Below are 22,684 nucleotides of genomic sequence, written 5' to 3' on the forward strand. Positions count from 1 at the left end.
GCGGGGCCCGCGCGGGGCGTGGGGCGGGGCGCCGGGGCCCCGCCCGGGACCCCCCACCACACCCCCGTGGGGCCCCCCGGCCAGCCCACCGGCGTTGCGCTCGCGTGTCTCGACTTCGCTCGACACGAACGGAAGGTGGCCGGGGTTAACGATCCCCGAAATCCGGCGCGCGCTTTTCCATGAAGGCGTTGCGGGCCTCCACCGAATCCGCCGTTTGTGACAGCAGGATCTGCTGGCGGTCCTCCAGCCCAAAGGCGTGTTCCATGCTGGCCGCATCGATGTTCAGGTTGAGCGCGTCCTTGGTCAGGCGCAGGCCCATCGGGCTGGTCAGCAGCATTTCGTCGGCCAGAGCCAGGGCCTTGCCGAGCAGTTCGTCATGCGGGACGACCTCGCTGACGAGGCCGCAGGCGAGCGCCTTGTCGGCGTGCATGAACTTGCCGGTCAGCAGGTATTCGCTGGCGACCGAGCTGCCGACCAGGCGCGGCAGGAAATAGCTCGCCCCCATGTCGCACCCGCCCAGGCCGATCTTGATATAGGCTGCGTTCATGCGCAGGTCCGGCGCGGCATAGCGCACGTCGCTGGCCAGCAGGAGAGAGAAGCCGCCGCCGCAGGCCGGTCCTTGCGCGCAGGCGATCACCGGCTGCGGACACTTGCGCATGGCCTGCATGACCGCCGCGATCATCCGCTGGGTCCGCCATCCGGCATGGACCGCGCCGGTATTCCCGTCGCGCTGCCAGCCGGTCAGGTCCAGCCCGGCGCAGAAGGCGCGGCCCTCTGCCCGCAAGACGACCACGCGGACGTCGTGGCGGTGATGGAGGCCGGTGAAATAGTCCAGCAACGCCTGGATCAGCGGCTCGTTCATGGTGTTGAGCCGGTCCGGACGGTTGAGCGTGACGACCTCTACCGCGCCCCGGTTCTCGATGATGATCGGCTGCTGCGCCTGCTGCTCGGCCATGTCCCTCTTCCCTCTGCTGTTTGGTTCACTTGACCGACCAAGCGTGCACTTTGCAAGGGGAAGAGGCGCTGATCGGCGTTACTTTACGTCGAAAGTGACCTTGCCGCTCATTTTGTGGGTGCCGGCTGTCTGCCAGCGCAGGTCATAGGTTCCCGCGCGCAGCGGCTGGCGCAGCGACAGGGTGACGGTGCGGCCGTCCTTCGACCAGGACGGGGTGAAGTTGCGGATCACCATTTCGCCGTGGTTGGCCATGCCGGGCATGGCGGTCATGACGACCGAAACCCAGACCGTGCCCGGCTGCTGGGCTTCGTTGAAAGTGAGGCTGAGGCTGCGCGGCGCGGCAACCTTGTTCCCTTGCGCCGGACTGGCCGCCACCACCTGAACATGGCCGGTGCCAGCGGCGGCCGGGAATGCGACAGCCGACAGGCCAAGCGCTGCGGCGAAGAGCGGGGTCAATTTCATGGTGTGCGTCCTTTGAAGTGCCAGAATTTCAAAACCAGAAGCGGATGCCGGCGACCAGGCTGGTGGCGCTGGTTCCTTCGCCCTTGGCCCGGGCATAGTCGGCGCTCTTGCCGGCATTCCAGCTTTGCTCGACGCCGACATAGGGGGCGAATTCGCGGGTGATTTCATAGCGCAGGCGCAGGCCAAGCTCGGCCTTGTCCAGCCCCGCGCCAATGCCCAGTTCGGGGATGTCCTGTGCCGACAGGGCGATTTCCGCGCGCGGTTGCAGGATCAGGCGCTGGGTGATGCGCTGGTCCAGTTCGCCTTCGACCCTGGCCGTCACGTGGCCGCGGTGCGACAGGAACAGCGCCGCGTCCACTTCGAACATGTAGGGGGCAAGGCCCTGGATGCCGATGACCGCGTGGGTGGTGTTCGGACCGGCCAGGTCCTGCCGCACCCCGGCCTGCAAATCCCAGTAGGGGTCGATGGCCTTGGACCAGAGCGCCCGCACTTCGGCCTGTTCCAGCTCTTCGCCGAATGCCCCTTCGCCTTCGCCCTTGAACCAGAACTTGCTGGTGGTGCCGCCGTAATAGCCCTGCACGTCCCACAGATAGCCATCAGCCCCGTCGCGCACCTGGGCCTCCAGCCGGTCGGCCTGGAACCACAGGACCGGGAAGTCGCCATGCATCTTGCGTTCGCGTTCACGCTCCGCAGCCATGACCTCAGCACCCCAGATGGCATCGGCGGCGCGCGGCGGGCCGCTGCCCGCTTCGGGCGGTGGCGGCGTTTCCATCAGCGGGCCGGGCGAGACATCTTCCGGAGCAGCCATTGTGTGGCCCATCGCGGCATGATCCATGGTGCTGTGGTCCATCGCGCTATGGTCCGGTTCTTCCGGCGGCGGAGCTGCGGGAGCAGGGGCGGCTATGTCATGCCCATGGTGGGAATGGTCCTGCGCAAAGGCGGGGGCGGCAAGCGCGCTGCCGATCAGCGCGGCGGCAAGGATGGCAGTCCGGCTCATGCCTTGTCCTCCGGTCCCATGACCGTGACGATCTGCATCATCCCGCCGTGCATGTGGTACAGCAGGTGGCAGTGGAAGGCCCAGTCCCCCGGTTCGTTGGCGGTCAGGTCGAAAGTCGCGCTCGCGCCGGGCTGGACGGTCACAATGTTCTTGCGCGGCTGGTGCGCGGGCGGCTGGCCGTTGACCAGTTCAAAGAACATGCCGTGCAAGTGGATTGGGTGGGCCATCATGGTGTTGTTGACCAGCTTGACCCGGACCCGTTCCTTCCAGGCGAAGCGGATCGGCACGTCGCTGACGGCATTGAACATCTTGCCATCGAACGACCACATGTAGCGTTCCATGTTGCCGGTCAGGTGGATTTCCAGCAGCCGCGACGGTTCGCGCGTATCGGCGTTCGGCTCCAGCGCGCTGAGCATGCGGTAGTTCAGCACGCGGTGCTTTACGTCGCGCAGGCCCAGGCCCGGATCGTCCATCTTGTCGACCGGAGCCATGGAAACCATGTCGATCCCCGGACCGACCGTGACATCGGGCGGGAGCAGCGAGGTATCGCGCATCGACATGCCGTCCATCGAATGGCTGGTGTCTTTGGCGGCTTGGTGCTCACCATGATCCATCGCGCCGTGGTCCATCGCGCCCCTTGCCGGACCATGGTTCATGCCCATGTCGGCCATGGTCAGCAGCGGCGGATCGCGCAGGGCGGGCACCTCTGCGCGTGCGCCGGGGCGGCTGGTGAGCATCGCCAGGGCCATGCCCGACCGGTCCATGGATTCGCAGACAATGGCATAGGCCTCCGCCCCGCGCGGCTCGACCACCACGTCATAGGTTTCACCCACGGCGATCTGCAATTCGTCGACCTCTACCGGGCGGACATTCTGCCCGTCCGCGGCGATCACGGTCATGGCCAGGCCCGGAATGCGGACGTTGAAATAAGTCATCGCCCCGCCGTTGATCAGGCGCAGCCGCACCTTGTCGCCCGGGGTGAACAGGTATTCCATCCCCTCGTGCGGGCCGCGTCCGTTGGCCAGGTAGGTATAGGTCGGCGCGCTGACATCGGCGATGTCGGTGGGGGACATGCGCATCTGCGCCCACATCCGGCGCTCCTCGCCGCTCATCGGGTACTTGTCGGTCCAAGTGGGCAGCTGGCGGTTGAAATAGTGCTCGCCCGTGCGCAGCCGCTGCATGATGAAGTGCGGGTGAAGCGGAGTAAACTCGCTGAGCAGCAGGATGTAGTCCCGCTTTACCTGCATCGGCTCGCCCGCTGCCGGATCGATCACCAGCGGGCCGTAATGCCCGGTCTGCTCCTGCAAGCCGGAATGGCTGTGATACCAATAGGTGCCGGATTGCCGTACCGGGAATTCGTAAGTGAAAGTCTGGTGCGGCTTGATTCCGGGAAAGCTGACCCCGGGCACGCCATCGAACTGGAACGGCAGCAGCAGGCCATGCCAGTGGATCGAGGTGTCCTCGTCCAGGTGGTTGGTGACCTCGATGCGGACGTTCTGTCCCTCGCGCAGGCGCACCAGTGGCCCCGGAACCGATCCGTTCACCGCCACGCCGTGCCCGCGCCTGCCTTGCACAGTGCGCGTGCCCGCCCTGACGGCCAGGTTGATCACCTCACCGCTGACCTGATCGAATCCCGGACGGATCACGCCGCCGCTGCGGTGCTTGATGCTGTGACCCTGGGCCCAGGCGGGCGCGGCGGCCAGCGCGGCTCCGGCACCAAGCCCGCGGATCAAACCGCGCCTTGAAACGTTGATCAGATCGGACACTGCTTGCTCCTGCTCGGTTTCCGGCATATACAATACCCCCCTAGGGTATTGCAAGCGAGTTGTGCGGGATGGGGAAGAGCAAGCAGGACGCGATCAACCGGTTGAAACGGATCGAGGGGCAGGTGCGCGGAATCGCCCAGATGCTGGCGGACGAACGCTATTGCATCGACGTGCTGCACCAGCTCGCGGCGGTCCGCGCGGCCTTGGCCAAAGTGGAAAGCGCGGTGCTGAAAGACCATGCTGCCTGCTGCGTCAACGAGGCGATTGCCTCGGGCGATGCGGGCGAACAGCGCGCCAAATTCAACGAACTGGTCGATCTGCTGGAAAAGGTGCGGCGCTGACCTCTGCTGCCTGAAAGAAAGGGAACTGTCATGGCCGATGATCTCCACGCCCATTGCGCTCACGATCATCGGGTAACAGACCCGGTTTGCGGCATGTCCGTGGACCCCAGGACCAGCCCGCACCACGCGCAGCACCAGGGCCAGGACTATCACTTCTGCAGCGCTGGTTGCCGGGCCAAGTTCGTTGCCGATCCAGAGCGTTACCTGACCCCGCAAGACCCGGTCGAAGTGCCGGAAGGGACGATGTGGACCTGCCCGATGCACCCGGAAATCCGGCAGGACCATGCCGGGGCCTGCCCGATCTGCGGCATGGCGCTGGAGCCGGAAATGGTCACGGCGGACACCGGGCCCAGCCCGGAGCTGGCCGACATGTCGCGGCGCTTCTGGATCGGCCTGGTCCTGGCCCTGCCCGTGCTGCTGCTGGAAATGGGCAGCCACCTGTTCCCGGCGCTGCACCATCTGGTGCCGATGCGCCTGAACGCCTGGATCCAGATGGCGCTGGCCAGCCCGGTAGTGCTCTGGGCGGGCTGGCCGTTCTTCGAACGCGGCTGGGCTTCGGTGAAGAGCCGCAACCTCAACATGTTCACTCTGATCGCCATGGGTACTGGCGTCGCCTGGGCCTATTCCATGGTGGCGGTCTCGGCCCCCGGCCTGTTCCCGCCCGCCTTCCGCGATGCAGAGGGCGGCGTGGCCGTCTATTTTGAAGCTGCAGCGGTCATTACCGTGCTGGTCCTGCTGGGCCAGGTGCTGGAACTACGCGCGCGCGAACGGACCTCCGGCGCAATCAAGGCACTGCTCGGCCTGGCGCCAAAGACCGCGCGGCGCATCCTGCCGGACGGTAGCGAGGAGGAGGTCCCGCTTGACCAGATCGCCGTGGGCGATCGCCTGCGGGTCCGCCCCGGAGAGAAAGTGCCGGTCGATGGCGAGGTGACCGATGGCCGTTCCGCGCTCGACGAATCCATGGTCACCGGCGAATCCATGCCCGTCACCAAGGCCCAGGGCGACAGCGTGATCGGCGGCACGATCAACCAGACCGGCGCGCTGGTCATTGCCGCCACCCGCGTCGGGCGCGATACCGTGCTGGCCCGGATCGTGCAGATGGTGGCTCAGGCGCAGCGCTCGCGCGCGCCGATTCAACGCATGGCGGACCGCGTTTCCGGCTGGTTCGTGCCGGTGGTGATCGGGGTTGCCGTGCTGGCCTTCCTTGGCTGGAGCATCTGGGGGCCGGAGCCGCGCTTCGCCCATGGCCTGGTCGCCGCCGTGGCCGTTTTGATCATCGCCTGCCCCTGCGCCCTGGGCCTCGCCACGCCAATGTCGATCATGGTCGGAGTCGGGCGCGGCGCGGGGCTGGGCGTGCTGATCAAGAACGCCGAAGCGCTGGAGCGGATGGAAAAGGTCGATACCCTCGTGGTCGACAAGACCGGCACCCTGACCGAGGGGCGGCCCGCGGTTACCGCCATCGTCCCCGCACCGGGCTTTTCCGAAAGCGATCTGCTGCGCCTGGCCGCTGCGGTGGAACGGGTTTCGGAACACCCGCTGGCTCTCGCCATCGTGGCAGCCGCCAGCGCGCGCGGCACTGATCTTCCTGCCGTAGCGGACTTCGATTCCCCGACCGGGCGCGGGGCCATGGGGACGGTCGAAGGCAGGCGCGTGCTGCTGGGCAACGCGCGCTTTCTGGCCGAGGCCGGGATCGACGCGGCGGCCAGCTCTGTCGCAGCAGACGAATTGCGGCAAACCGGCGCGACCGCGATCCTTGCGGCCATTGACGGGCAGTTCGCTGGTGTCATCGCGATTGCCGATCCGGTAAAGGAAACGACCTTCGCCGCGCTGGAGGCGCTGCGTGCAGAGGGCATCCGCGTGGTCATGCTGACCGGCGACAACGGCACCACGGCCCGGGCCGTCGCCACGCGCTTGGGCATTACCGAGGTTGAGGCGGAAGTCCTGCCCGACCAGAAAAGCGCCGTAGTGGAACGCCTCAAACGGGAAGGCCGCGTGGTCGCCATGGCCGGGGACGGCGTCAACGATGCCCCGGCGCTGGCCGCAGCAGACGTCGGCATCGCGATGGGATCGGGCACCGACGTTGCCATCGAAAGCGCGGGCATCACCCTGCTGAGGGGTGACCTGACCGGTATCGTCCGCGCCCGCCGCCTCAGCCAGGCAACCATGCGCAACATCCGCCAGAACCTCGTCTTCGCCTTCATCTACAACGCGGCAGGGGTGCCGATTGCGGCAGGCTTGCTTTATCCGGCCTTCGGCCTGCTCCTCTCCCCGATGATCGCGGCGGCGGCCATGTCGCTGTCCTCGTTCAGCGTGGTGACCAATGCCTTGCGGCTCAACCGGACTTAGCTCTGCACTATGGTGCGGAGATCTCGCTATCACTGTAGGCGCTAGCTGGTTTCAGTTTTGCCCTTTTTGCGCGCTACCCGGTTCTTGCGCGGCGGTACACCGAAGACCTGGCTATGCCACCGGCTGAAAGCGCCGATTGAGCTGTAGCCCAGCATGTCGGCGATGTCGGTGATCCGCATTCGGGGGTTGGCGAGGTACTGGGTTGCCAGCTGCATGCGAGCGCGGTTGAGGAGGCTGGTGAAGCTCTCCCCCTCGGCGTCGAGCGCGCGCTGCAAGGTGCGGACGGTCATGCCCATCGACGCGGCACAGATCTGGACCGATGCGCGACCAGAAGGGAGCAGGAGCTTGATCAGTTGCTCGACCTCCTCTGCCCTGGTCCGCTCCACCGGGTCCATGACTTGTTCAAGCAGCTGTCGCGCATGATGCGCCAGCTGATCGTCCGCTTTCGTATTGGGTCGGTCGAGGTCGCGAGCGGATAGCACTACACCATTGAACTCACTGTCGAACTGTGGACGGCACCCGAAGACGCGCGCATAGATCTGCTGTTCTGCGAGCGGCGGCGCATCATGCGTGAAACAGACGGCGCGGGGCTTCCAGCTCTCGCCCACGGCAGCGGCGCATAGTTTCGCCAGAACGCCAAGCGCCAGGTCGGAGGACTGCCGCCACGGCTCCGGCCGCGAAAGGTGGAAATCCTCCCGCAGGATGACCTCGTCCCCGATCTCCTCGAACTGTAGCACCAGTGTCGAATTGATGCGCGTGCGGAACTCCCGCAGCGTCTCAAGCGATTTGCGCAAAGTCGGCTGGTGCGCGATCAGCAGACTGGTCGCCCCCAGGTTCGCCAGGGTGCGGTTTTCCGCCATGCGCAGGCCAAAGGTGATGCAGCCGGTTACCTCGGCGCTACGTTCCAGCAGGCGGATTGCCGAGCGCGCCGGGATCAACTGCTCGGGATTGATCAGCAGGTCAGCGGCAAGGCCCTGTTCCTTGAGCAGCGGTCGCGCGTCACCGCCCAGAGCGGACATCGTTTCAAGGTAACCGGTCAGTGCGGCCACACGAACGTGGTCTAGCATCTCTCTCACTCCCGCACCGACAGCGCTTTTGAGTGGCGCCGAATGGCAAAACAATGTCACGAAATGCGAAAAAGGCAATCCCCGCCTCGCTTAGGTCTAGGGCAAGATTGGAATGGGGAGAGACGACGTGATGGCCAAGGCTGTCCGCTTTCATACGACCGGTGGCCCGGAGGTTCTGCAGCTCGAGCAAGTCGAGGTTGGCGAACCCGGTCCGGGCGAGGTGCGTATTCGCCACGCAGCCGTGGGCTGCAACTTCGCCGACACCTATTTCCGTTCCGGCTATTACCCGGTCCAGCCGCCCTGTGGCATTGGCGTTGAAGGTGCGGGCACCATCGAAGCCGTCGGCGAAGGCGTGGGCGGTTTCGCGGTTGGTGACCGGGTTGCCTACAACGGCAGCCCGCTGGGCGCCTATAGCGAGGCACGGGTCATGCCGGCTGCGCCTTTGTTCAAGCTGCCGGACGCCATTTCGTTCGAGACTGCGGCTGCATCCACGATGCGCGGGCTTTCCGCGACCTATTGGCTGCTCAAGACCGACCCCCGGCTGAAGGCAGGCGATACGATCCTGCTCCATGCCGCAGCTGGCGGAGTCGGCCTGCTGGCCGTGCAGATCGCCAAGCTGATCGGGCTGCGGGTGATCGGCACCGTGTCCAGCGAGGAAAAGGCCGCAAAGGCCCGCGCGATGGGTTGTGACGAGATCATCTTCTATCGCCGCGAAGACGTGGCCGCGCGGGTCAAGGAGCTGACCGGAGGCGAAGGCGTGCAGACGGTGTTCGACTCTGTCGGCCATGATACCTTTGAAGGCTCGCTGAAATCGCTGCGGCGGCGCGGGGTGCTGGTCGGCTGCGGAACGGCATCGGGTCCGTTCCCGCCGATCGACGCCTTCCAGACCATGCTGCAAGGCTCGGTCTATTTCATCCGTCCTGCCTTCGTGGATTTCTTCGCCGACCCGGTGGAGCGGGCGGAACTGGCCAAGTTCTGGTTCGATCACCTCTCCGCTGGCCGGATCAAGGTCGAGATCGGGCAACGTTACAGCCTTGACCAGTGCGTCCAGGCCCACCGCGATCTGGAAGCCGGCAAGACCATCGGCTCGTCGGTGTTCGTGCTGTGAAGATCGAGCGCCTCACCCAGCACATCGGGGCTGAACTGAGCGGCGTCGACCTGGCCGAAGCCGCGCGGAATGACGATCTGTTCGGTGCGATCAAGCAGGCGCTGCTCGATCACAAGGTCCTGTTCCTGCGCGATCAGGACATCACGCGGGCCGATCATGTCGCCTTCGCACAGCGCTTCGGTTCGCTGGAGGATCATCCCGTTGCGGGCAGCGATCCAGACCATCCGGGCCTGGTTCGGATCTACAAGGACGAGAATTCGCCGCCGGATTTCTACGAGAATTCGTGGCACGCCGACACGACCTGGCGCGAGGCTCCGCAAATGGGTGCCGTCCTGCGCTGCATCGCCTGCCCGCCGGTGGGCGGTGACACGATGTGGGCCAATATGGAGCGCGCCTACGAAGACCTGGCCGACCATATCAAGGAAACCATTGCGTCGCTCAAGGCACGCCATTCGATCGAAGCCAGCTTTGGTGCGCGGATGCCCGATGACAAGCGGCTGGCGTTGAAAGCCCAATACCCCGATGCCGAGCATCCGGTGGTCCGCACCCACCCTGAAACCGGGGCCAAGGCGCTCTACGTCTGCGGCTTTACCACCCACTTCACCAATTTCCACACGGCGGCGAATGTCCGTTATGGCCAGGACTATGCCCCCGGCGGCGCGAACCTGCTGCACTACCTGATCGGCCGCGCGCAGATTCCCGAATACCAGGTGCGCTGGCGCTGGAAGCCCGGCTCCATGGCGATCTGGGACAACCGCTGCACCCAGCACTACGCCGTCATGGATTACCCCCCCTGCGTTCGCCAGATGGAGCGCGCCGGGATCATTGGCGACAAGCCCTTTTAAAGCATCGAGAGGAGAGAACCCATGCAGTTCTTCGACGAAAGCCTGCTTCCCGAATATCAGGATCCGCTGGTCATCCAGGTCGCGCCCTATGCGCCTAGCTTCATGCCCGAGGACAGCGACGACATCCCCGTTACCTTTGCCGAACAGGTGCAGAAGGCCGTCGATTGCTACAATGCGGGCGCCACCGTGCTGCACCTCCATGTCCGGGAGCCCGATGGCACCGGGTCCAAGGACCTCGACCGGTTCAACGAAATGCTCGACCGCCTGCGCACCGCCGTGCCGGACATGGTGCTGCAGGTCGGCGGCTCGATCAGCTTTGCTCCCAAGAGCGAAAGCGCTGCGGCCGAATGGCTGGACGACGATACGCGCCACATGCTGGCCGAGCTGACCCCGGCCCCCGATCAGGTGACGCTGGCGGTCAACACCAACCAGATGAACGTGATGGAACTCATCACCGAGGAAGACGCGGGCGGAACCACGATGTGGGACGTTTACCGCGAAGCCTATACCGAGATGTATTACGACGCCGGTCCGAAGTTCATGAAGGAACACATGAAGCGGCTGACCGCAGCTGGCATCCAGACCCACTTCCAGATTGGTTGCGCCCGCGACCTGGAAACGGTCGAACGTCTGGTTCGGGGCGGGCACTACATGGGGCCGCTGGTCTGCAACTGGGTGTCGATCGGTGGCGGTCACGATGGCCCGAATCCCCGCAACCTGATGGAATTCGTCAACCGTCTGCCGCAAAACGCGGTCTGCACGGTCGAAGGCCTGATGCGCTCGATGTATCCGCTGACGGTCATGGGCATTGCCATGGGCCTTCACGTCCGCGTCGGTCAGGAAGACAACCTGTGGGGCCGCCGCGGCGAGCGCGCCACCTCGGTCCAGCAGATCGAAAAGATGGTCCGCATTTCCGAGGAACTCTACCGCCCCATTGCGAGCGGCAAGGAAGCCCGGGAAATCTATCAGATCGGCACGTTCTATTCGAGCGTCGAGGAAACGCTGGAAAAGAACGGCTGGCTGCCCAACCCGCAGCCCAAGCAGCGCCGCACCAGCATCCGCGCCGCCGCATGAGCGTGACAGTCCTCTTTGTCCCAGGCCTCAGGGATCACGTTGAGGATCACTGGCAGACCCATGCGGCCAAGGCGCTGCCGGGGTCGGTCACCGTGCCGCCGCTGACCGCCGATCGGCTGTCATGCGCGGCGCGGGTGGCGGCTCTGGACGAGGCGCTCAAGGCCATAACGGGCGAAGTGGTGATTGCCGCGCACAGTGCCGGCTGCCTGATGGTGGCGCACTGGGCGCAGCACCACACCCGCCGGATCAAGGGTGCCTTGCTGGCAACGCCTGCGGACGTGGAGAATCCGCTGCCTCCGGGCTATCCGACGCTTGCCGAACTCGAAGAGGGCGGCTGGTGCCCGATCCCGCGCCAGCCCCTGCCATTTCCGGCCATTGTCGCGGCCAGCCGCAACGATCCGCTCGCGGCTTTCTCGCGGGTCGAGGAAATGGCAGCGTGTTGGCAGGCGCAGCTTCATGATGCAGGCGAAGTCGGCCACCTCAATCCACCAGCAGGTTTCGGACCTTGGCCTCAGGGGCTGGATCTGATCGCGGCGCTGGCGCGATAACGGCTTTTCCGGGGAGGGAACATGGCCGGACCGATTGCCCAATCCAGCCACGATGCCGGTCCGCCGCGCGCCACGGCCTATGCCTGGCTGGTCTTTGCGCTCAGCTTTGGCTTGCTGATTTCGGACTATATGGCGCGGCAAGTGCTCAACGCCGTGTTCCCGATGCTCAAGGCGGAATGGACCCTCAGCGACGGCCAGCTTGGCCTGCTGTCCGGGATCGTCGCGGTCATGGTCGGACTGCTGACCTTCCCGCTGTCGCTGGCGGCGGACCGCTGGGGCCGGGTGCGCAGCCTGACCCTGATGGCGATCCTGTGGAGCCTCGCCACGCTGCTTTGCGCGGTGGCATCGGGCTTTCACGAAATGCTGATCGGGCGCGCGCTGGTTGGCGTTGGCGAGGCTGCATATGGCAGCGTCGGCATTGCCCTGGTTGTCAGCGTATTCCCCCAGCGCCTGCGCGCAACCCTGTCGGCGGCCTTCATGGCGGGTGGCCTGCTTGGCCAGGTGCTGGGCGTCGCCATCGGGGCGCAGATTGCTGCAAGCCATGGCTGGCGCCAGGCCTTCTTCGCCATCGGCATTGCCGGTCTGGTGCTGGGCGTGCTGTTCCCGCTGCTGGTGCGCGAGCGCCGCAATCGCGAACTGGCAGGCCTGCCCGCTGCGGTCAGTGCACAGCCGCTGAAGGTGGCCCTGCGCAGCCTGGTGGCAAGCCGGTCGGTCCGCCTGGCCTATGTCGGCAGCGGCTTGCAGATGTTCGCTGCCGGAGCGCTACCCGCCTGGCTGCCTAGCTATCTTAACCGCTATTATGCGCTCCCGGTGGACCAGGCCGGACGCGCGGCAGCCCTGCTGCTGCTGGTCTGCGGCGCGGGAATGGTGCTGTGCGGAATGCTGAGCGACCGACTGGCGCGGGGCCGCCCTGACCGCAAGATTGCCCTGGCCGTGACCTATTGCATCGGCACGGCGGCCAGCCTGGCCCTGGCGTTTCAATTGCCCGCCGGAACGGCCCAGTTCGCGCTGATCGCACTGGCCATGTTCCTGGTAGCCGGAACCACTGGACCCGCCGGTGCCATGGTGGCCAACCTCACGCCGCTGCTTGTCCACGGCACCGCCTTTGCCACTCTTACCCTGGCCAACAACCTGCTGGGTCTTGCCCCCGGCCCGATCCTGACCGGCCGCTTTGCCGACAGTCTGGGACTGCTCGGTGCCTTGCAGCTTCTCCCGATACCATGCCTCGCCGCCGCTGCGGTCTTTGCCCTGATGCGCCGCAGCTATCTTGCCGACCTGGCACAAATGGCCCCTGCGAAAGCCTGAAACATGAATCCGATTGCTGAACGAGCCGGGGCCTATGCCCCCGGTGTCGGCGTTGCGCTGGTCATTGCTGCGGCGGCGACCTTCCTTTCCGAACACTATACCGCACCTGTCATGCTCTACGCCCTGCTGTTGGGCATGGCGTTCAGCTTCCTTACCGAAAGCCCGCGCACCCGCGCCGGGATCGAGCTGTCCTCCAAGCTGCTGCTGCGCCTGGGCGTCGCCCTGCTTGGCCTCAGGATCGGCTGGTCGCAGGTCACGGCACTGGGCTGGCCGCCGGTCCTCATGGTGGTTGCGCTGACCGCCGGGACGATCCTGATTTCCGTCCTGCTGGCGCGCATCATGGGGTTCAATCCGCTGTTCGGGTTCCTGTCGGGCGGAGCGACCGCAATCTGCGGCGCTTCGGCTGCGCTCGCGCTCTCGGCCGCGCTGCCTCCGCATGAGAAGAAGGAACAGGCCACGCTGTTCACCGTGATCGGGGTTTCGGCCTTCTCCACGCTCGCCATGATCGTCTATCCGTTGATCGCCCGCGCTGCCGGGCTGAACGATCACCAGGCCGGTGTCTTCATCGGCGCGACGATCCACGACGTCGCGCAGGTAGTGGGCGCAGGCTACGCCATCGGACCGGAAGCCGGCGACACCGCCACCATCGTCAAGCTGCTGCGCGTTGCCATGTTGCTGCCGGTGATCCTCGTTGCCGGGCAGATCACCCGCTCCAGCGCTCAGCCCGGAACGGCCAAGCCGCCGCTGCTGCCCTGGTTCGTCGTCGCCTTCGCCGCACTGGTCGTGCTCAACAGCGTGATCACGCTGCCCAAAGCCGTGGTGAGCGCTGGCAGCGAGCTGTCGCGCTGGTGCCTGGTCACCTCCCTGGTGGCTATCGGGATGAAGACGCAGCTGGGCCAACTGGTGAAGATCGGGCTGCGGCCTGTCGTGCTGATGGCGATAGAAACCACATTGCTTGCCAGTGTGGTTCTTTTCCTCGTCCGCTTTGTCAGCATCTGACACGAATTGCCAAATTGCTGTCGCCAAATGTGAAATGGCGCGCCGCCAGAGTCCCTAATCGGGCACCATAAGTTTTTGGGGAGGAATGCACCATGACCATGAAAATGGCGCGTTTGCGCGCGCTTGCTCTTGCCACTACCGCCGTGATCGGAATTGCCTCGCCAGCCTTGGCGCAGGACGCACAGAACGCTGACGCGGCAGACAGCACCGACATCGTCGTTACCGCGCAAAAGCGCAGCGAAACCGTCCAGACTGTGCCGATCTCGATCGCTGCTTTCAGTGGCGAGACGCTGGGCAAGCAAAACGTCGTGACCGTGCTCGACCTGGGCAAGGTCGCGACCAACTTCCAGACCGTGCGGTCTTCCAACACCGGTTCGACCCGCATCGGCATCCGCGGGGTCGGCTCGCTGGCCAATACCCTGATCGAACCCAGCGTCGCCGTGTTCGTCGACGGCGTTTACGTGCCCCGCTCCGGCTCGGTGCTGGGTGCGTTCCTCGACATCGAAGGCGTCGAAGTGCTGCGCGGCCCGCAAGGCACACTGTTCGGCCGCAATGCCAGCGTCGGCGCGCTGTCGCTGCGCAGCGCCATGCCAAAGGATGAGTTCTCCGGCGAAGTCACCGGTGAAATCGGGTCGTTCGAGCGCTACAAGCTGTCCGGCCACCTCAACCTGCCGCTGTCGGAAAACCTTGCACTGCGTGTTGCTGGCATGGGCCAGTGGTATCGCGGGCCGTGGCACAACAAGCTGGACGACAAGTATTACGGCGGTTCGGACGACGCTTCGTTCCGCGCCACACTGAAGGCAGACCTCGGCGCGGTAGAATGGGTGCTGCGCGGCGATTACACGCGGATGAACGGCGACGGCGTTGCCAACTTCGATTTCGATCCGGCTTCCGTCAGCCCGGCCCGTCTCGCTTTCCTTCAGGGCGCCTTTGCTGGCGGCCCCGATACCAACCTGACCGACCGCGAGATGAACCAGTTCATGGCCACCGGACTGGTCGATGAAAACTGGGGCATTTCCAGCACGGCGTCGGTTGATCTGGGCGGTTCGACCGTGAAGCTGGTCAACAGCTATCGCGTCTGGAAAAACGATCAGACCGACGGGGACGTGATCTACTTGCCGGTCAGCCTGGCCTCGCGCCGCAGCTTGTTCGATTCGAAGAGCCACAACCACGAACTCCAGTTCATCTCGCCTGAAAAGGAATGGCTGAACGGCAAGTTCGATATGGTCGCCGGCGCCTATTACTTCGAAGAGGATTTCGCGATCGGCGAACTGTTGAACATGGGCAGCAGCTTCTGCGGCGTGCTGGTTCCGGCAGGACCGGGCCGCACGGCTTGCGCCACCTATTACAACACCAACCAGGGCGTTGGCGCGACCGATCAGGACGTGTTCCAGAACGTCAAGAGCTTCGCCGTTTACGGTCAGGGCAACCTGCACCTCGCCGATCCGCTGACGCTTACCCTGGGCGGGCGCTGGACCACGGACAAGAAGAGCGGCACCTATGCCCAGGCATCCAGTCCGTTCACCCAGACGCTGCGGGCAACCGAAGCGCTGACCTTTCCGGGGATCAGCGAGGACCGGTTCACTTACCGCGTCAGCCTGAACTACAAGCCCAATCAGGACGTGCTGATCTTCGCCAATCATTCGACCGGCTACAAGTCGGGCGGCTACAACTCTGGCGGCGGCGTTCCCTCGCTTTCGGTCGTCGATGCGAACGGAAAGCTGGTTTCGACCAAGCGCCTGTTCACCCGCGAAACGGTCAAGAATTACGAACTGGGCATCAAGTCGAGTTGGCTGGACCGCGCGCTCAAGGCGAACCTGACCTTCTACCGCATGGACATTGCCGGCTTCCAGGATCGCGCCTTCGACGGGGTCAGCTTCATTGTGCGCAATGCCGGCAACCTGCTCCAGCAAGGCTTTGAATTCGACCTCGTGATGGTGCCGTCGCGCAACTTCTCGGTGACGAGCTCGATTGCCTACCTCGACTCCAAGTTCACCGATTTCCGCAATGCATCGAACCTGCCTGGCCTGACCGGTACACAGGACCTGACCGGCAAGCCCAACACCTTCTCCCCCAAGTGGTCGGGCAACGTCGCGGCTGACTGGTCGGGAGATATTGGATCGTCGGGCATGCGCTGGGCGATCAATGGCAACGTGTCGTTCATTTCCGACCAGTTTGTCGGCACCGTCAACGACGCAAACCCGCAATCGCTCGCCGATGGCTACGCCCTGCTGGGCGCGCGCATTACGCTGAGCGGGCCGGATGACCGCTGGTCGATCTCTGCCTTTGGCAAAAACCTGGCCAACACCAACTACCGTCCACTCGCGGTCTACCAGCCCCTCGGCGGCGCGCTTGCGCTCAACAATACGGTGTTCTCTGGCAGCACGGCAAACCGCGTCCAGGCTAACGAGCCGCGGACCTACGGCGTGTCGGCAAGCGTGCGGTTCTAAGTCTAACTGTCGCTGTCCTTCCGGCACTCAAGTGTGCCGGAAGGACGCGCCACCGGGCAACTGAGCAGATACATCTTGGAATCGTTGTAGTCGTTCAGAGACCGCCAGCGGTCGATCGCAGGAGCAGAGTGCCAACGCTTTCACCGCCGAGGAGATCGGAAGGCATGGTGTTACGCTTTCTGGTCAAGCGCGGAACCCCTATGCCTACCCTTCGTGTTAGTTAGGTCGACAATCTCCCGGCTCATCAACGAGGGGCAACTTCAGAAGAAGCAGATTGGCGGTCGCACCCTGATATCCAGGAGCAGAATCACCTTGCCACTGGAATGAAGAGCAAAGCGATTGACGAATCTCTCCGAATGATGGCAAGCGCGACCAGCGCACTTGGCCGCAATTAAGCGGGTATAGCATAGTGGTAATGCACCAGCTTCCCAAGCTGGCTAGAGGGGTTCGATTCCCCTTACCCGCTCCATTTTCCTCCCGACAAACCGGATTGCGGCTGCTAGCGTTCCGCCTTCGCAGGAGGATTGCATGGTGGATTTGCTGGGTGCCTGGTCGCTGGTTGAATGCGTCAATTACCGGGATGGAGAGCCGACGCGCACGTTTGGCGATCCGCCGTCGGGGCAGATCCAGTACACGGCCGATGGGCGGATGGGTGCTTTCCTGATGGACCCGGACTGGGCCGCGCGGGGCGCGGTTCCGGCGGACAGTTTTACCGAGTTCTTCGCCTATGGCGGAACCTGGAACCGCGAGGGGGACCTGGTGCGGCACCAGATCCTGTTCTCATCAGTCCCGACCCGCGTGGGCACCGCGTTCGAGCGGCGGGTGCGGGTGATCGATGCCGATACCATCGTGCTGGAAACGATCCCCGAAGTATCGAAATCGGGCAAGACCTACGTCACCTGCCTCACTTGGAAGCGGGTCTCCGCGCTGGCTTAGGCGTTATCGGCGCGGAAGCGGGCGAGGCGCTGGATCGCCTCATCCAGGGTCGCGTCCCGCTTGGCAAAGCAGAGGCGAAGATAGCCAGTTTCCGGGCTCTCCGCGTAAAAGGCCGAGACAGGGATCGACGCGACGCCGACTTCGCGGATCAACCGCTCTGCCAGACGGGCGTCGTCGGCGGGCAGGCCAGATGCGGCCAGGTCGATGGTCACGAACCAGGTCCCGCTGCATGGCAGCACGGCATAGCCCGCGCGGATCAGGCCTTCAGTCAAACGCGCCTTGGCCGCCGCGTAGGTTTCGCGGTGGGCCTGATGCCAGGGCTGCGGCAGGGCCAGCGCCTCGGTCACGGCCCATTGCAGCGGCGTGGCGGTGGTGAAGGTCAGGAACTGGTGCTTTGCCGCAACCGCTGCGGCCAGCGGCGGCGCGGCGACGGCCCAGCCGACCTTCCACCCGGTCATCGAGAAGATCTTGCCCGCCGACCCGATCTTGACCGTGCGCTCTGCCAGGGTGGGAAGCGCAAGGGGCGAGACATGGGGCGTGCCGTCTAAGACCATGCCTTCCCACACCTCGTCACACACGATCCACAGGTCATGTGCTTCGGCCAGGTCACCGACGCCTTCCAGTTCCGCGCGGGTGAGCATGGTCCCGGTGGGGTTGTTGGGCGTGTTGAGGACAATCCCGCGCGTGTTGGGGCCGATCGCCGCTGCCAGCTTGTCCAGCGGCAGAGTCCAGTGCGGCGGTTCCAGGCTGACCAGCCGTGCCGTGCCGCCGGCCCATTGCACCAGGGGCAGATAGGCGTCGTAAAGCGGCTGGACCAGGATCACCTCGTCCCCCGGACGGACCAGCGCGAGCAGGCTGGCGGCCAACGCCTCGGTCGCGCCAGAGGTCACCACCACGTTGTCAGCGCTGAGCGTCAGGCCCTGCTCGCGCGCGTAATAGGCGGCGATGGCGGAACGCAGTTCGGGCAGGCCGCGCATCGGCGGGTACTGGTTGGAATGGGCCGCCAGCGCGCGCTGCGCCGCTTCGACCAGGGCGGGCGGTTCCGCCATGTCGGGAAAGCCCTGGCCCAGGTTGATCGCGCCCAGATCGCGGGCAAGGCCCGACATGATCTCGAATATGGTGGTGCTGGCGGGGCCGGAAAGGCGCTCGGCAAGAGTGATCATGCCCAGCGCCTAGCGGCTCATCCAGCGGCCAGCAATGCCCGCCAGCTGCCTTCCAGTGCTTCCCTGCTGCCCGTGCCGAAGACATGGCGGTCGGGGCGGACCAGCACGGCCTGCACCTCATGCTTGTCGAACCATGTTTCGAGCGCCTGCCGGAACGGCGCAAGGTCCGCCGCTCCCAAGCGGTCCCGGTCCAGCAGCCACGGACCTTCTCCTAGAACCGCGTCGAGCCGCTGGCCCTTGATCACGGGCTGGGGGAAATAGCTGCCCGCGCCGCTGGTCCCGGTCAGGATCGCGCCCCCTGAAACCGGCGGGTAATCGACTGGTCCATCCGGCAGCTTGCCCAGCGCCCTTGCCAGCTTGAACTTCATGTTCCGCACGAATGCGCCCCATCTGCTGGTGATGCAGACGGTGCGGCCCATCATCACGGCCATGTCGATGGTCGCGCGCAGATTGGGCTCGCGCTCCTGCTTGTAGGTATCGAGCAAGCTGTCGGGCGCGCCGCGCACCACGGCGGCCAGCTTCCACGCCAGGTTCATCGCATCGCGCAGGCCGGAACACATGCCCTGTCCGGCAAAGGGCGGGGTCTGGTGCGCGGCATCCCCGGCCAGCAGCACGCGGCCCTTGCGCCACTGCTGGGCAATCCGGGCGCGGAAGGTATAGACGGCCTTGCGCTCCAGCCGCACGGCGCCCTTCACGTTCCACGGCTCCAGCAGCTTGTCGACAAAGGCATCGCTGCTGACCTGTTCGGGCGTCTCCCCCGGCAGGATCATGAATTCCCAGCGGTGCCGCCCCTGGCCCATCAGAACGCAAGTGGTCGGGCGGGCCGGATCGCAGATTTGCAGGTTCACGTCCGGCAGGCGCGAGGGATCGTCGACCAGGACATCGACGACCAGCCATGGCTCTTCGAAATTTAGGTCTTCAAACGCGATTCCGCTGGCCTTCCGCACCGGGCTGCGTGCGCCGTCTGCTCCGACCAGGTAGCGGGCGCGGACCTGCTGCTCGCCCTGCGGCGTGGCGATTGTGGCGGTGATGCCGCTGGCGCCCTCGGCGAAGGATTGCACGTCCCAGCAGCTTTCCAGCCGGGCCTTGGGAAGCTCGGCCAGACGCGCGCGCAGCGCCTCTTCGACCGAGGGCTGGTGGATCATGTTGGCCCCCGGCCAGCCGCCCGGCCCGGTCCGTGCGGTCCCTTCGAAGCGGAGCAAGACCTGGCCGTCTGCGGTCAGGAAGTCATAGCGGTCGGTCGTCCGGCTGGTCGCCGCCACGGCATCGGCCACGCCCGCCGCTTGAAGGATGCGCATGGTTTCGTGATCGAGGTGCGCCGCGCGAGGCAGCGGATAGATCGCGGATTCCTTTTCCGCGACCAGCACCGACACACCTTGCTGCGCCAGCAGGATTGCCAGGGTGACGCCGGTGGGGCCACCGCCCGCAATCAGGACATCGCATTCGATGGAGTTCATGGCTGGTCTGCTCCTGATGGGAGGTGGCGCGGCGTTACAGGATGATGAGCATTCCGTCCGCGCCCACGGTCAGCTGGCCGCGATAATGGTCGCTGATGCCTTCCACGAAGAGGCGGCGAGCGAGGAAGCCGTCGGGATAGGGAATCAGGTGGGTGAGGACGAGGTGCTTCACCCCCGCCTGTTCGGCCTGCTTGGCCAGGGCGACGGTATCGGCGTGATAGGCAATTGTCCGCTCGGTCACTTCGGCTTCGAAATTGCGGCCCAGCGCGCGCAGCTGCGGGATCGCACGGCGGACCATGTGGGTGGCATAGGCTTCGTGCACCACCAGGTCCGCGCCCTTCATCGCATCGAAATAGACCGGGCTGATTTCCGTATCGCCACTGACGAACACCTTCTTGCCGGCATAGCTGATCGTATAGCCCAGCGCGGGCTTCACCGGATCGTGGACTACCACGTTGGCATCAACGGTCACGCCGTCCTGGTCATAGACCCGCACGGTGTTCTGTCCCGCCGGAAACTGGATTTCCATCGGCACGCCCCGCGCCACGGCGCGCGCGGCATTGAGGTGCGGCATGTTGGCGGCGCGATAGCCTTCGTCCAGCGCATAGGCCTGGGTGATCCCGGCGAGCACCTGGTTCATGCCGACCGGTCCTTGAATCTCCAGCGGGGTCTTGCGCCCCCAGATCCAGCTGGAATTGATCAGCGGTCCTAGATCGCCAAAGTGGTCGGAGTGGTAGTGGGTAATGAAGGCGCGGGTCAGCTGGTTGAGCGGCACCTTGTCCTGCGCCAGCGCATGGACCGCGCCGTCGCCCACGTCGAACAGGAACAGCTTGCCGCCTGCTGCGACCAGGGTGCAGGCCTGCGCCTTGGCCGCGCTGACTTCGGGCGAGCCCGTCCCGCACAGCAGTACGCGGATGTGCGAATCGCGGGCGAGGTAGGTCTGATCCGGCTGTTGCTGCAACCGCTGGCGGATAACATGGTCGACCAGCCGGTCCTGGCTGAGGACCAGGGCGCCGACCAGCACTACCGCCAGCGCCGCCACGCCAATCAGGATCTTGCGCTTCATGGCAATCACCCCTCTGCGGTCATGGTGCCTTCGATGTGGCCCAGCTTGTCGATCTCGGTCCGCAGCACGTCGCCCGCCTTCAGGAACTGGCGCGGGTCCATGGCCGCGCCGACGCCGCCGGGGGTGCCGGTGAACAGGCAGTCGCCGGGTTCCAGCGTCATGCCCATGGAAAGATGCTCAACCTGCTGCCAGACGTTGAAGACCAGGTGCTGCGTGTTCGAATCCTGCCGCTTTTCGCCATTGACGTAGCAGCGGATGCCCAGGTCATGCGGATCGCCCAGTTCATCGGCGGTGACGATCCACGGACCCATCGGGGCATGGGTGTCAAAGCTCTTGCCGAAGGACCATTGCGGGGTCGAGTGCTGGGCCAGGCGCTCGGTCACGTCGTTGCCCACGCAATAGCCGAACACGGCGGCCGGGGCATCGGCGGCAGAGACGTGCTTGCCGCCCTTGCCGATCACGGCGACCAGTTCCGCCTCGTAATCGTTGGTGAAAGCACCCTTGGCTATCAGGATCGGATCGAAGGGACCGTTTACGCTGGTCTGGGCCTTGGTGAACCAGACCTGCTTTTCCGGCGTGTCCATCTTCGATTCCGCGATATGGTCCGCATAGTTGAGGCCGATCGCAAAGATCTTGCCGGGGCGCTGCACCGGGGCCTCCAGCTTGACCGAGGCGAGCGGAACGCCGCCGCCCGCTGCGGCCTTGGCCTCCAGCTGGGGCTTCAGCTGGTCCCAGTCGCGGATCAGGTCGATCATCGTGCCGGGAACCCCGGTGTCGATCACGGTGCCATCCACGACGATGCCGGTGCGGGTCTGGCCATTGGCGGTATAGGTGCAAAGCTTCATGCGGGATTTCCTTGTGGGTTGCGGCGCAGCAGGCGCTTCAGCCGCAGCTGCAACGCGGTGACGAATGAAATCAGGCCGGGCGGAGGAGCGACCTTGCCCGCGAACATCGGGTGGGGGCTGCCCCACTGAACGGCCAGCAGGGCGCTCATCGGCAGTTTCTGCGGCGGGTCGGCAGCAGTGAACAGGTCGCCGTCAGTCCAGTGCTCCAGCTCGTTGCCGAAGGGGTCTTTCCAGTAATCGAACACCTGGCTGCCCATGATATGGCGGCCCACACCCCAGGCGGCCTTGCGCTTCCTGGCTTTCAGGTGCTGGTGGCCCAGCATCAGGTCATCCAGATTGGCCACTTCGAAAGCGGCGTGGAGGATGTCCAGCTTGCCCGGAAGCTGCGCCAGGAACAGAGTATGGTGATCAGCGGGCTTATCGCCGCGGTCGCAGCGCATGAAAGCGCCCAGCGGCACGTCCCTCGCCGCTTCCACCTCGTCTGAGGTGAGGAAGCCGAAGCGGTCCTTGTACCACTTTTCCGAGCGGCGGAAGTCGCTGACCTTCAGTACCGCATGGCCGATCCGGCGGACATGGGCCGGGGCCGGATCGAGCCGGACCATCTGGCGCAGACGCGGCTTGGCCGTGGCGGTGTTGAAGGGCTGGTCGGCAAAGGGCTGGGCGGGTTCGGCCTTGGCCTGTCCAGCGACCACTTCGACGCGGTAGCCATCGGGATCGGTCAGACGAACCACGCTGCCGCCGCCGGGTTCGGCCAGCGGTTCGACCGGAACGCCTTCATGCGCGGCCAGGGTTTCCAGATCGGCCAGGCTTTCCGCGCGCAGCCCCAAGGCCAGGAAGCGGGCTTCACCCGGCCCGGTCACATGGATGAAGGGGCGGCCATCGCTGCCCTTGCCGTAAAGGCGGCCCGCCTCTTCAAAGGTTTCCATGCCGAAATCGTCGAGGAATTCGCGCATC

The 22,684-nt window shown here is 65.2% G+C and carries 20 protein-coding genes, 1 tRNA gene and 1 pseudogene; 12 read left to right on the forward strand and 10 right to left on the reverse strand.

Annotated features, from left to right (window positions below):
• Positions 1 to 145: 145 nt before the first annotated feature.
• The 4 genes from ACQKOE_RS05900 to ACQKOE_RS05915 form a co-directional block, all read right to left on the reverse strand.
• Positions 146 to 955, reverse strand: coding sequence for an enoyl-CoA hydratase/isomerase family protein (locus tag ACQKOE_RS05900; RefSeq protein ID WP_427511959.1), 810 nt, complete (start codon positions 953 to 955; stop codon positions 146 to 148).
• Positions 956 to 1,033: 78 nt separating this feature from the next.
• Positions 1,034 to 1,417, reverse strand: coding sequence for a copper resistance protein CopC (locus ACQKOE_RS05905; protein ID WP_427511960.1), 384 nt, complete (start codon positions 1,415 to 1,417; stop codon positions 1,034 to 1,036).
• A 28-nt stretch (positions 1,418 to 1,445) separates the two neighbouring features.
• Positions 1,446 to 2,414 carry a copper resistance protein B gene (locus ACQKOE_RS05910; RefSeq protein WP_427511961.1) on the reverse strand — a complete coding sequence of 323 codons (969 nt, stop codon included), beginning with the start codon at positions 2,412 to 2,414 and terminating at the stop codon, positions 1,446 to 1,448.
• Positions 2,411 to 4,180 carry a copper resistance system multicopper oxidase gene (locus ACQKOE_RS05915; RefSeq protein ID WP_427511962.1) on the reverse strand — a complete coding sequence of 590 codons (1,770 nt, stop codon included), beginning with the start codon at positions 4,178 to 4,180 and terminating at the stop codon, positions 2,411 to 2,413. The genes ACQKOE_RS05910 and ACQKOE_RS05915 overlap by 4 nt, the downstream gene beginning before the upstream one ends.
• A 68-nt stretch (positions 4,181 to 4,248) precedes the next feature.
• Between ACQKOE_RS05915 and ACQKOE_RS05920 the strand changes: the two genes are divergently transcribed.
• On the forward strand, positions 4,249 to 4,521 hold the full coding sequence (locus ACQKOE_RS05920; RefSeq protein ID WP_427511963.1) for a metal-sensitive transcriptional regulator: 273 nt from the start codon (positions 4,249 to 4,251) through the stop codon (positions 4,519 to 4,521).
• Positions 4,522 to 4,551: 30 nt separating this feature from the next.
• On the forward strand, positions 4,552 to 6,867 hold the full coding sequence (locus ACQKOE_RS05925; RefSeq protein WP_427511964.1) for a heavy metal translocating P-type ATPase: 2,316 nt from the start codon (positions 4,552 to 4,554) through the stop codon (positions 6,865 to 6,867).
• A 41-nt stretch (positions 6,868 to 6,908) separates the two neighbouring features.
• Here the strand turns inward: ACQKOE_RS05925 and ACQKOE_RS05930 are convergent, their stop codons facing one another.
• On the reverse strand, positions 6,909 to 7,916 hold the full coding sequence (locus tag ACQKOE_RS05930) for an AraC family transcriptional regulator (RefSeq protein ID WP_427511965.1): 1,008 nt from the start codon (positions 7,914 to 7,916) through the stop codon (positions 6,909 to 6,911).
• A gap of 148 nt (positions 7,917 to 8,064) precedes the next feature.
• Between ACQKOE_RS05930 and ACQKOE_RS05935 the strand changes: the two genes are divergently transcribed.
• From ACQKOE_RS05935 to ACQKOE_RS05975, 9 genes are all read left to right on the forward strand, one after another.
• Positions 8,065 to 9,042: a quinone oxidoreductase family protein gene (locus tag ACQKOE_RS05935; protein WP_427511966.1), complete on the forward strand. Its 978-nt coding sequence runs from the start codon at positions 8,065 to 8,067 to the stop codon at positions 9,040 to 9,042.
• Positions 9,039 to 9,887 (forward strand): TauD/TfdA dioxygenase family protein, encoded by an 849-nt coding sequence (locus ACQKOE_RS05940; RefSeq protein ID WP_427511967.1) that lies wholly within the window; start codon positions 9,039 to 9,041, stop codon positions 9,885 to 9,887. Before ACQKOE_RS05935 ends, ACQKOE_RS05940 begins: the two co-directional genes overlap by 4 nt.
• Before the next feature lie 21 nt (positions 9,888 to 9,908).
• Positions 9,909 to 10,961, forward strand: coding sequence for a 3-keto-5-aminohexanoate cleavage protein (locus tag ACQKOE_RS05945; RefSeq protein WP_427511968.1), 1,053 nt, complete (start codon positions 9,909 to 9,911; stop codon positions 10,959 to 10,961).
• Positions 10,958 to 11,509 (forward strand): RBBP9/YdeN family alpha/beta hydrolase, encoded by a 552-nt coding sequence (locus tag ACQKOE_RS05950; RefSeq protein ID WP_427511969.1) that lies wholly within the window; start codon positions 10,958 to 10,960, stop codon positions 11,507 to 11,509. The genes ACQKOE_RS05945 and ACQKOE_RS05950 overlap by 4 nt, the downstream gene beginning before the upstream one ends.
• 21 nt (positions 11,510 to 11,530) lie before the next feature.
• On the forward strand, positions 11,531 to 12,814 hold the full coding sequence (locus ACQKOE_RS05955) for an MFS transporter (RefSeq protein WP_427511970.1): 1,284 nt from the start codon (positions 11,531 to 11,533) through the stop codon (positions 12,812 to 12,814).
• A 3-nt stretch (positions 12,815 to 12,817) separates the two neighbouring features.
• A complete protein-coding gene (locus ACQKOE_RS05960) occupies positions 12,818 to 13,813 on the forward strand; it encodes a YeiH family protein (RefSeq protein ID WP_427511971.1) in 996 nt (331 codons plus the stop codon).
• A 92-nt stretch (positions 13,814 to 13,905) separates the two neighbouring features.
• Positions 13,906 to 16,263: a TonB-dependent receptor gene (locus ACQKOE_RS05965; protein ID WP_427511972.1), complete on the forward strand. Its 2,358-nt coding sequence runs from the start codon at positions 13,906 to 13,908 to the stop codon at positions 16,261 to 16,263.
• A gap of 395 nt (positions 16,264 to 16,658) precedes the next feature.
• Positions 16,659 to 16,732, forward strand: a tRNA-Gly gene (locus tag ACQKOE_RS05970).
• Positions 16,733 to 16,791: 59 nt separating this feature from the next.
• Positions 16,792 to 17,199, forward strand: a complete 408-nt coding sequence (locus ACQKOE_RS05975; protein ID WP_374589785.1) for a lipocalin-like domain-containing protein — start codon at positions 16,792 to 16,794, stop codon at positions 17,197 to 17,199.
• Here ACQKOE_RS05975 and ACQKOE_RS05980 read toward each other — a convergent pair.
• Genes ACQKOE_RS05980 through ACQKOE_RS05995 form a run of 4 tightly spaced genes read right to left on the reverse strand, consistent with a single transcriptional unit; the run spans position 17,196 to position 21,730 of the window.
• Entirely contained in the window at positions 17,196 to 18,362 is a 1,167-nt protein-coding gene (locus ACQKOE_RS05980) for an aminotransferase (protein ID WP_427511973.1), read from the reverse strand. The genes ACQKOE_RS05975 and ACQKOE_RS05980 overlap by 4 nt on opposite strands.
• Positions 18,363 to 18,379: 17 nt before the next feature.
• Positions 18,380 to 19,819, reverse strand: a complete 1,440-nt coding sequence (locus tag ACQKOE_RS05985; protein WP_427511974.1) for a bifunctional 3-(3-hydroxy-phenyl)propionate/3-hydroxycinnamic acid hydroxylase — start codon at positions 19,817 to 19,819, stop codon at positions 18,380 to 18,382.
• 34 nt (positions 19,820 to 19,853) lie between these two features.
• Entirely contained in the window at positions 19,854 to 20,885 is a 1,032-nt protein-coding gene (locus ACQKOE_RS05990; protein ID WP_427511975.1) for an MBL fold metallo-hydrolase, read from the reverse strand.
• A 5-nt stretch (positions 20,886 to 20,890) separates the two neighbouring features.
• A complete protein-coding gene (locus ACQKOE_RS05995) occupies positions 20,891 to 21,730 on the reverse strand; it encodes a fumarylacetoacetate hydrolase family protein (RefSeq protein WP_427511976.1) in 840 nt (279 codons plus the stop codon).
• Here ACQKOE_RS05995 and ACQKOE_RS06000 point away from each other — a divergent pair.
• Positions 21,729 to 21,791, forward strand: a complete 63-nt coding sequence (locus tag ACQKOE_RS06000; protein ID WP_374589834.1) for a twin-arginine translocation signal domain-containing protein — start codon at positions 21,729 to 21,731, stop codon at positions 21,789 to 21,791. The two genes, ACQKOE_RS05995 and ACQKOE_RS06000, sit on opposite strands and share 2 nt — an antisense overlap.
• A 154-nt stretch (positions 21,792 to 21,945) precedes the next feature.
• Here the strand turns inward: ACQKOE_RS06000 and ACQKOE_RS06005 are convergent.
• A pseudogene (locus tag ACQKOE_RS06005) lies at positions 21,946 to 22,683 on the reverse strand (VOC family protein); the annotation flags it as partial.
• Position 22,684: the final 1 nt, after the last annotated feature.

The sequence above is a fragment of the Novosphingobium sp. NPDC080210 genome (assembly GCF_050281025.1).
GTDB lineage: Bacteria > Pseudomonadota > Alphaproteobacteria > Sphingomonadales > Sphingomonadaceae > Novosphingobium.

Excerpts from the sequence above, each read along its gene's own strand:
- ACQKOE_RS05905 (WP_427511960.1), bottom strand. The coding sequence starts at position 1,417 with ATGAAATTGACCCCGCTCTTCGCCGCAGCGCTTGGCCTGTCGGCTGTC.
- ACQKOE_RS05935 (WP_427511966.1), top strand. The coding sequence starts at position 8,065 with ATGGCCAAGGCTGTCCGCTTTCATACGACCGGTGGCCCGGAGGTTCTG.
- ACQKOE_RS05950 (WP_427511969.1), top strand. The coding sequence starts at position 10,958 with ATGAGCGTGACAGTCCTCTTTGTCCCAGGCCTCAGGGATCACGTTGAG.
- ACQKOE_RS05955 (WP_427511970.1), top strand. The coding sequence starts at position 11,531 with ATGGCCGGACCGATTGCCCAATCCAGCCACGATGCCGGTCCGCCGCGC.
- ACQKOE_RS05985 (WP_427511974.1), bottom strand. The coding sequence starts at position 19,819 with ATGAACTCCATCGAATGCGATGTCCTGATTGCGGGCGGTGGCCCCACC.
- ACQKOE_RS05900 (WP_427511959.1), bottom strand. The coding sequence starts at position 955 with ATGGCCGAGCAGCAGGCGCAGCAGCCGATCATCATCGAGAACCGGGGC.
- ACQKOE_RS05990 (WP_427511975.1), bottom strand. The coding sequence starts at position 20,885 with ATGAAGCGCAAGATCCTGATTGGCGTGGCGGCGCTGGCGGTAGTGCTG.
- ACQKOE_RS05960 (WP_427511971.1), top strand. The coding sequence starts at position 12,818 with ATGAATCCGATTGCTGAACGAGCCGGGGCCTATGCCCCCGGTGTCGGC.
- ACQKOE_RS05920 (WP_427511963.1), top strand. The coding sequence starts at position 4,249 with ATGGGGAAGAGCAAGCAGGACGCGATCAACCGGTTGAAACGGATCGAG.
- ACQKOE_RS05925 (WP_427511964.1), top strand. The coding sequence starts at position 4,552 with ATGGCCGATGATCTCCACGCCCATTGCGCTCACGATCATCGGGTAACA.
- ACQKOE_RS05945 (WP_427511968.1), top strand. The coding sequence starts at position 9,909 with ATGCAGTTCTTCGACGAAAGCCTGCTTCCCGAATATCAGGATCCGCTG.
- ACQKOE_RS05965 (WP_427511972.1), top strand. The coding sequence starts at position 13,906 with ATGACCATGAAAATGGCGCGTTTGCGCGCGCTTGCTCTTGCCACTACC.
- ACQKOE_RS05995 (WP_427511976.1), bottom strand. The coding sequence starts at position 21,730 with ATGAAGCTTTGCACCTATACCGCCAATGGCCAGACCCGCACCGGCATC.
- ACQKOE_RS05980 (WP_427511973.1), bottom strand. The coding sequence starts at position 18,362 with ATGATCACTCTTGCCGAGCGCCTTTCCGGCCCCGCCAGCACCACCATA.
- ACQKOE_RS05910 (WP_427511961.1), bottom strand. The coding sequence starts at position 2,414 with ATGAGCCGGACTGCCATCCTTGCCGCCGCGCTGATCGGCAGCGCGCTT.
- ACQKOE_RS05975 (WP_374589785.1), top strand. The coding sequence starts at position 16,792 with ATGGTGGATTTGCTGGGTGCCTGGTCGCTGGTTGAATGCGTCAATTAC.